This window comes from Rhizobium sp. J15 (genome assembly GCF_002531825.1).
In the GTDB taxonomy this organism is placed as follows: Bacteria; Pseudomonadota; Alphaproteobacteria; order Rhizobiales; family Rhizobiaceae; genus Rhizobium.
In genome coordinates, this window is sequence record NZ_NWSX01000085.1 from 1 (window position 1) to 7,873 (window position 7,873).

At 57.7% G+C, this 7,873-nt stretch carries 7 protein-coding genes and 1 pseudogene; 6 read left to right on the top strand and 2 right to left on the bottom strand.

Features of this window, described 5'->3' with window-relative positions; all coding sequences use genetic code 11:
• The 3 genes and pseudogenes from CO670_RS32035 to CO670_RS32045 form a co-directional block, all read left to right on the top strand.
• Positions 1-365: pseudogene (locus CO670_RS32035) on the top strand (acetoin dehydrogenase dihydrolipoyllysine-residue acetyltransferase subunit); the annotation flags it as partial.
• 48 nt (positions 366-413) lie between these two features.
• A complete protein-coding gene (locus CO670_RS32040; protein WP_097594027.1) occupies positions 414-1,184 on the top strand; it encodes a glucose 1-dehydrogenase in 771 nt (256 codons plus the stop codon).
• A 114-nt stretch (positions 1,185-1,298) separates the two neighbouring features.
• Positions 1,299-2,003: a TetR/AcrR family transcriptional regulator gene (locus CO670_RS32045; RefSeq protein ID WP_097594028.1), complete on the top strand. Its 705-nt coding sequence runs from the start codon at positions 1,299-1,301 to the stop codon at positions 2,001-2,003.
• A gap of 142 nt (positions 2,004-2,145) precedes the next feature.
• Here CO670_RS32045 and CO670_RS32050 read toward each other — a convergent pair whose 3' ends face one another.
• Together CO670_RS32050 and CO670_RS32055 are read right to left on the bottom strand one after the other, a co-directional pair.
• Positions 2,146-3,213: a glutamate cyclase domain-containing protein gene (locus CO670_RS32050; protein WP_097594035.1), complete on the bottom strand. Its 1,068-nt coding sequence runs from the start codon at positions 3,211-3,213 to the stop codon at positions 2,146-2,148.
• 211 nt (positions 3,214-3,424) lie between these two features.
• Complete coding sequence (locus tag CO670_RS32055) at positions 3,425-4,330, bottom strand: LysR family transcriptional regulator (protein WP_097594030.1); 906 nt, start codon at positions 4,328-4,330, stop codon at positions 3,425-3,427.
• A 187-nt stretch (positions 4,331-4,517) separates the two neighbouring features.
• Here CO670_RS32055 and CO670_RS32060 point away from each other — a divergent pair, with 187 nt between their 5' ends.
• From CO670_RS32060 to CO670_RS32070, 3 genes are all read left to right on the top strand, one after another.
• Entirely contained in the window at positions 4,518-5,495 is a 978-nt protein-coding gene (locus CO670_RS32060; protein ID WP_097594031.1) for a Gfo/Idh/MocA family oxidoreductase, read from the top strand.
• A 28-nt stretch (positions 5,496-5,523) separates the two neighbouring features.
• Positions 5,524-6,603: a Gfo/Idh/MocA family oxidoreductase gene (locus CO670_RS32065; protein ID WP_097594032.1), complete on the top strand. Its 1,080-nt coding sequence runs from the start codon at positions 5,524-5,526 to the stop codon at positions 6,601-6,603.
• A gap of 129 nt (positions 6,604-6,732) precedes the next feature.
• A complete protein-coding gene (locus tag CO670_RS32070; protein WP_097594033.1) occupies positions 6,733-7,719 on the top strand; it encodes a LacI family DNA-binding transcriptional regulator in 987 nt (328 codons plus the stop codon).
• Positions 7,720-7,873 lie beyond the last annotated feature (154 nt).

The following is a 7,873-nucleotide window of genomic DNA, read 5'->3' on the forward strand; positions in this document are numbered from 1 at the left end:
CGCTGCAGGCTGTCCTGGAGCGGCTGTTTGCCGATCCTTCCAAGATCACCAACGACATGGTCGAGGGCACCTTGCGCTTCAAGCGGCTGGAAGGCGTTCCCGAAGCGCTGTCGGCCATTGCGGACGCCATCGCCGATAACGGCGGTCAGAAGCAATCGATCGGTGCAACGCTGAGCGCCCTGTCATGCCCGGTGACACTCATCTGGGGTGACCAGGACCAGATCGTGCCGCTGCCGCAGCAAGGCGAAATCCCCGCCAACGCAACCTTCGTCAAGGTCCCGGCGACCGGCCACATGCCGCAGATGGAAGCCGCAGCCAGCGTCAACAACGTGATCACCCAAACTATCGCCAAGGCCGGCCCTTGACTGAGCCACTCACCAGCATCTGAAATCTACAACTCTGAGAGCAATATCATGAAGGACTATGAGAATAAGGTTGTCATCATCACGGGAGCAGGATCCGGCATGGGACGAGCCATGGTCGGGGAGTTCGTCTCTCGCGGTGCGCGGGTTGCTGCGATGGACATCAATTTGGAGCGCGCGAAAGAAACGGTCGACAGGCTAAGCGATCCATCGATGGCATTTGCGCTTCAAGTGGATGTCAGCGACCAAGACAGCGCCAAGAGAGGCGTAGACGCGGTTATCTCTCGTTGGGGGCGCATCGATCTTCTTTGCAATAATGCCGGTATTCTTGATGGCCATGCAACGGCTCACGAAGTCAGTCTCGCCGAGTGGAACAGGGTCTTGGCAGTCAATCTGACTGGACCGTTTCTGATGGCCCGCGCAGTCATTCCACAGATGCTGGCGCAAGGGAAGGGAGCAATTATCAACACCTCTTCAACGTCGGGATTCAGCGCGGCCGGAGGTGGTTCTGCCTATACCGCCTCCAAGCATGGCGTAATCGGTCTCACTCGTCAGCTGACGTTTGAATATGGAGCGCGTGGAATCCGAGTTAATTCCATTTGCCCGGGGGCAACCGCAACGCCTCTGGCATTGCCTGAGCATAATGCCGCGTCGCCCGACATGGATCTCGCGATCAGCAAAGTGCCTGCAAGACGCTGGTGCCAGCCCGAGGAGATCGCAAAGCTTGCTGCGTTTCTGGGAAGTGACGATGCTGACTATGTTCACGGAAGCGATTATGTCATGGACGGAGGGTGGCTCACCGCTGCGCGCGATCCATTTTGATTTGATGGGAATGAAGCGAATGCAAAAGGGTGTCGTCGTGCAAGAGCTCGGGGGCAGATCGAGATCGATCTCTGCCATTGGAAAAAGCGGTCGTCGCGCCGGACTGGAAATTCGATGACTCTCCCCACGTCATTATGCGAGGCTCGGAACCGCTTCAAGCGGCATTTGGACAGCTGTGACTGGTCAGAGCTGACGGCCGGACGGAAGAGAATCCTCGAGGTTTTCTTGAGGCTTGCGAGTATCGAAGGCTATTCGGCTGTCACAATGAGAACTCTCGCGAAGGAGGCAAACGTCAAGGCGGCAAGCATCTATTTCCATTTTCCCGGCGGTCGCAGTGAAATTGTCGCTCAGTCGCTCCGTTGGCATTACTCGAACTGGGGATACAGTATCCTGGAGGCCATCGATAAGGTCTCCGAACCCGAGCAGCTTTGGGATGCATTGGTATCGGCTGTAGCACGGTGCCAGATAAGCATCCCGGCGAGCGACCTTTGGGATCTCTTGGTGCGGATGGATCGGGTTGGCGGGTTTTTGGAACCGGAATTCCGACGGGAGATCGATCATTGGCTTGATCTTTGTGCCGACCTTTTCCAGGCGAGCGCTGCAGCAATCGGCTACGCGGTCGGTCGCGGCAGGGTCAACATGATCATGTCAATGCTCGATGCTGGCAGCAATTGGAGCGAATGGAATGGTGATGCCGAGGACCTGGATGCTATAGCCGAACAGGCCGTTATCGTTTCGCGCGCAATCCTGTCGGCGCCTGTGGGCAGCTTGAGACGCACGACTGCGCCGGACGAAATGGCAATCAAGTATAGCCGCTAAGGGCGGCTATACTCAGCTTCTCTAACGGCATCAACCTTAACCGTCATCCCGAAGGGGAAGGTGCGGCCCCGCTCGCCAGACAGCTCGCAGATGAATGCATTCGCCCGGTCGCCTGTCAACGACGTGCATCGACCGCCTGTTTTTATTTCAGCTGACGCCAATCGCCACTGTCGCCCTTCCAGCCAATCACGCGGCCCGCCAGCCGCTCGAGTGTGTTCCTAAGAGTCGTTACCAGCCCTGCCCACTCGGCCGCGGCGATGCCATCGACCGCCGGCTCTGGTCCCATGAACATACCATCTACGCCGCCGAAGGAGACGCATTGCTCGATACATCTGCGTTCGAGGTCGCCATCGTGAAAAATGGATGGTTTCTCGAGGAGCGCCGACAGGGCGGCGATTAGACCGGTCGCGCCCCAGTTGGACACGTTTGACACGATCAGATGATCAGCGGCGGTCGCCGCCGCCACGCCCCCGCGCCCCGGATGGCCGCTGTCCTTCGCCTTCGGAGAAAAGCTCTTTAGTTCCTCGCCAATGACGCCCATTCCGAGTTCGTTGCCGCCATCGCCGATCGCCAGGAACGGTATTCTTTCGGCTTTTGCGCGTAGGAAGAACTGATCGAGATCGGCGACCATGCCGTCCAAAGGACGACCGCCGAGACCGTGGTACAAGCCGCGATCGTTCCGGCCCGGTCGCTCGATGGCGATGACGAGCGACGGTCTGGTGATGTCGAGCAGTGCCTCGGTGATCGCCTCGCAGCGCGCTGCGTCCTTCGGCACGGCGCGGATATATACCGGACGGACGAAGTCCACCGGTTTGATGACGCCATCGTCGGGAAAGGGAAGGGGAGCCAAACCTGCGCCCCGGCAGGTCCCGATGGTCATCTCGACCCAATCGTTGTCCGTCAGGATAATCGTTTCGACTCCGAGGCCCAGAAAAAGGGCGCGTGCCAACAGGGCTGCGCCGACAGGGCCGTCGGTTTCGGGTACGCCCGCGCCTTCAGGAAAACCGGTCGCGATGATCACGGGGCCGCGATGCTCGCGAACGCGATCACAAATGATCTTCGCGCCCACCATGCAGGCAGGCCCCGGTTGACGTGCCTGGAGTGCCTGGTAGATCCCGCCGATCAGACCAACACCGGTCAGGTCAAGTGTCATGAAGTCTTCGATGGTTTGAGCGATGTTCCTGCCCTTTGCACTTTCTAAATCAAGCATGATGGGGTCCCTCAATCCTGAGCGCCGATGTGTTTGCAAATTTGCCCGCATCCACATTGCCTCCGCTCAGGAGGATGGCGACGCCATTGCCGGCAACCTTGACCTTACCTGCCAGGATGGCAGCTAGAGCCAGGGATTGAAGCGTGCCGCCCACTTAATGTGAAATTATATTATTGCATCGGTTGGGATAACGGAAACGAATGACTACCCATCACGTCGCGTGACATCGCGCGTGAGCATAGCGGTCAGCAATCGCTTCAGCGATCCGCGCGAGCTCGCCGAGGAGCTCTCCACCGACGCCGAGCGGGTAAAATGCATAGAAGCTTAACGGCGGCAGGACGATGTTGGTCGAAAGCTTTTTGAGGTCATTGTTCTGCGTGTCGGCGCGCAAGGAACCTTCCGCTACCAGCGCGATGCCGACGCCGTCGAGCGCCATCTTTTCAATCGTGGAGATCGACGAATTGGTGAAAATTCGCGGCGGCCGGTCGGTATTCCGAAGCAGCATGTCGCGCAGAAATTCATATGGATAGGTGTTTCGCGGATAGGTCAGTATCGGAAAGGCAGCAGCGTTCGCGTAGGTGAGCGCCTCGCCCTCAAGAAGCCCGGGTTTCGCATAGAAATGCAGCGGGAAGTCGTTGAGCTTTCGCTGCGTGAAGCCATCCACGATAGAGGGCCCAAGCGCAAGGGCCATGTCGATTTCGCCTTCTTGCAAAGCCCGCAGCATAGGGGGCGTCACGTCGACGGTGATGTCGAAGTCGATGTTCGAAAAATCACGCGAACACTGCTCGAGAAACGTGGCGAGCCATGTCTGAACAATTGTTTCCGAAACGCCAAGCCGAACGCGACGTTGAGTTTTCTTGTTGAGCGCGAGATCCTTCTCCATCGTAGAAACTTGTCGCAGCACCACTTCCGCGTGACCGTAGAGGATCCGTCCGACATTTGTCAGCGTGATCGGCTTGCTCGATCTGTTGATGAGTGGCTCACCGACGAGATTTTCCAACGCGCTTATCCGTTGCGAGACGCCCGGCTGCGTCGTGTTCAATTTTTCCGCGGCCCGTGAAAAGCTGTGAAGATGGGCGGCCCAGTAGAAGACCTCCAAACTACGTAGGCTAAACATAATCCCGCTCCATCAGAAAGAAAATGTTATCGTTGACATCCGTGCAAAATCTGATTGACTGCGATGAACGAAGTCCGCTGTTCAGAATTTCCCCCAAATATGTAAACGTTAACATTGCGCCCGTCAAAGGGTTGTCGGCTTTCGGCCCCTTAGACCAGAGATATCGAAAACCTGAAGGGAATATGCAATGAACTTGGCCGTTGGAGTGATTGGCGCCGGCGTCATGGGGTCGGAGCATGCGCGTATCTTGAAGGAAGCGACGCCTGGAGCGCATCTTTCCGCTGTCTGCGACGCTGACGAGACGCGGGCCCGCAAGGCGGCGGGAGACGCCTGGGTGACGGCGGATGCTCTTGAACTTATCCACTCCGACCGGACAGATGCTGTTGTCATCGCCGCGCCAGACGCCACCCATGCGAGTCTCGTTCTGGCCTGCATCGAACAAGGCAAGCCGGTGCTTTGCGAAAAGCCGCTGGCAACGACAGCCGCGGAAGCCCGCAGCATTGTCGAAGCGGAGATCAAGGCTTCGCGCCGGCTCGTTCAGGTGGGTTACATGCGCCGTTTCGATCCGGCCTATGTCGAAATGAAGCGGCTCAAGGACGATGGCGTGATCGGCTCACCCGTCATCCTCCATAATGTGCATCGCAATCCAGTAGTGCCCACCTGGTTTGCGGGGCCGATGTCGGTGACGAACGCCTTCGTCCACGAAATCGACGCGAGCCGCTGGCTGCTCGGCTCTGAGATGGTTTCTGCTCATGTACGCTCGCTCGGCGCGGGCGATCCACTGCTGATCACGATGGAGACCGACAGGGGCGAGCTCGTCTCAACTGAAGTGTTCATGAACTGCGGATATGGCTACGACGTCCATGCGGAACTGGTCGGCCAGAAGGGGACGTTGCAGACGATCACGCCGCGTCTGGTAACCGAAAACGTCGCCGGTTTTACGAGAGGCACATATCCTGACAATTGGATTCCGCGTTTTCGGAACGCCTACATTGCTCAGCTCGATCATTGGGTCAAAAGCATACGCAATCAGGTTCCGGGCGAGGGGGCGAGTGCCTGGGACGGCTATTTGACGACGAAGATAGCTGAGGAAATCGTTGCCGCCATGGCAAATGGCGTTGATGCAAGAATGGTCCCGGAAGCAGCTCCGGCGCTCTATCGCTGACCCTTACGATTAAAGAACTGGTGCGAGAATGTTGACGCCAATACGATATGCAGTAGTCGGGGCTGGATGGATCTCCCAGGAGGCATTCCTACCCGCTGTACCGCAAACGGGCAATTCTCGCGTTACCGCGATCGTCTCGGGCAATCGGGAGGGCGCCGGCCAGCTTGCGGCGTTTTTCAGGATTGATCAGGTATGCGACTATCGAGATTTCGACACGATGCTTCGGCAGGATGTCGTCGATGCGGTTTACGTCGCGGTTCCCAATCCGATGCACCATGACTTCGCCGTGCGCGCCGCCAACGCGGGCAAGCATGTGATGGTGGAAAAGCCGATCGCCACCTCTGAGAAAGAGGCGATTGCGATGATTGACGCAGCCGCGCGAAACGACGTGTTTTTGATGACGAGTTACAGGCTTCACAACGAACCAGCGACATTGGCAGCCCTCGATGTCCTGCGCGCGGGGAAGATAGGAGAGCCGCTCTCCTTTTTTGCCTCGTTCGGCTTTCAGTCGCAGACCGGCAATCATCGTCTGAAGAGCGAGTTCTGGGGTGGGCCGCTTCAGGATATCGGCATTTATTGCATCAACGCGGCCAGACACGTCTTCGAGGCGGAGCCTGTCGAGGTGTTTGCAATGACGGCAAGACCGCAGGACGACCAGCGGTTCACGGAGATCGATGCGAGCATATCCGTTACATTGCGCTTCCCGCAAAACCGGCTAGCGCAATTCTTCTGCAGCTTCGGGATTTTTGATGTCGACACGTATCATGTCGTTGGAACCGAGGGCGAATTGATCATGGAGAACGGCTTCCGCTTCGACACACCTTCGCGGCTCATCGTGAAGACGAAGCGCAATATCGATACCATATCCTATGACATTCACGACCAGTTCGCCGGGCAGATCCAATATTTCTCACAATGCATCCTCACCGGGACACGACCGGAACCGGACGGCGAGGAGGGATTGGCAGATCTCAAGGTTCTCGTCGCAATCGAGCAATCGCTGCACACCAACACCCCACAGCCTGTTTCCAACCCTCCAAGGCCTGGACATCCGACCCTCTCCATGGTGAGACGGTTACCGACGACAACGAGACGACTTCTGCTCTGACGCACGGATTGACCGGTGCGAAACGGCTTCCCATCGTTGACGGGCCCCGTTCTAGCTGGTCAAATGGACGAGCGGTGCGCTGATACGCGTTGCCGCTGCATTTTCAGATGTTGAACGAGCAATTTAGAGATGAAGAAGCCACCGACTGTACGGGATGTTGCGCGACTTTCGGGCGTGTCGACGGCAACCGTTTCGCGGTATTTTAGCGGCAAGGCCGCCGCAATAGCGCCTGACACGTTGGAAAGCGTTCGCAACGCAGCTGAGGCGCTCGGCTATACGCCCTCGGAAATCGGGCGCTCGTTGCGACTTTCCAGGAGCCGTGTCGTGGTAATGCTCGTTCCGGATGCGACGAATCACTTTACCGCAGACGTCGCGGCATCTGTCGAAAAGTCTCTCAAAGAGTACGGACTATCGATGGTTTTGGCGAATGCCGCGGAAGATCCGAAGCAACAGGACCGGCTGTTGACGGACGCTCTCGGTCTGCGGGCGAGGGCAATTATCCTCCAAGGTGCGATCGATACGCCGCAACTGCGTGAGCTGGCCGGACGGCAGAATAATCTTATTTTCGTCAACCGTCGCCCGGCAGAGGGAGTGTCGGCGCCCTATGTCGGCATCGACAACTATGCCGCCGGTCACGACGTCGGTCGCTACTTCCGGGACCGAGAATACGAAAATTGCGTCGCGATCTCGGGCCCCCGAGAATTTTCGGGAAGCAGCGAACGTCTTCAGGGATTTCTCGACGGGCTCGGACGTACGACGACTGTACAACATTTCGAAACGACCTTTACGATGGAGGGCGGCTACGAGGTTGGTAGGCAATTGTTTTCTCAACAGCGGAACCGCTTCTCCATATTCTGCGGAAACGATATGATCGCTTATGGCGTGCACCGTGCGGCGGTTGAGCGCCAGATGCGCTTCCCTGATGACCTGGTGCTCTTTGGTTTTGACGACAACAGGTTGAACGAGTGGCTGGCGCCGTGGCTTTCCACTGTTAAGGTTCCTGCCTTCGATTTTGGACCGGCAATTGCAAGCCTCGTGTGCGAGCCGGGCGACCCCGCCGAGGGAGCAGCAAATATCATCCTGCCCTTCGAACTCAAGCTGCGCGACTCCGCCTAGATTCCGACGGTAAAGTGCGCCGGCTTCTGAACCGTAGTCGGCTCGTGATCGACGCTACTGGCGGGCGGGCTTTTGGTTTTCCGGCCTGTCTATTTTTTCCCAGCGATTCCCCCACCCCATTTCCAATGTAATCGTTGACATTGAGTTTTTCTCG

What these genes read in the sequence shown, in the direction of transcription:
- CO670_RS32055 (WP_097594030.1), bottom strand. Translation starts at nt 4,330, where the DNA reads ATGTTTAGCCTACGTAGTTTGGAGGTCTTCTACTGGGCCGCCCATCTT.
- CO670_RS32050 (WP_097594035.1), bottom strand. Translation starts at nt 3,213, where the DNA reads ATGCTTGATTTAGAAAGTGCAAAGGGCAGGAACATCGCTCAAACCATC.
- CO670_RS32060 (WP_097594031.1), top strand. Translation starts at nt 4,518, where the DNA reads ATGAACTTGGCCGTTGGAGTGATTGGCGCCGGCGTCATGGGGTCGGAG.
- CO670_RS32040 (WP_097594027.1), top strand. Translation starts at nt 414, where the DNA reads ATGAAGGACTATGAGAATAAGGTTGTCATCATCACGGGAGCAGGATCC.
- CO670_RS32065 (WP_097594032.1), top strand. Translation starts at nt 5,524, where the DNA reads ATGTTGACGCCAATACGATATGCAGTAGTCGGGGCTGGATGGATCTCC.
- CO670_RS32045 (WP_097594028.1), top strand. Translation starts at nt 1,299, where the DNA reads ATGACTCTCCCCACGTCATTATGCGAGGCTCGGAACCGCTTCAAGCGG.
- CO670_RS32070 (WP_097594033.1), top strand. Translation starts at nt 6,733, where the DNA reads ATGAAGAAGCCACCGACTGTACGGGATGTTGCGCGACTTTCGGGCGTG.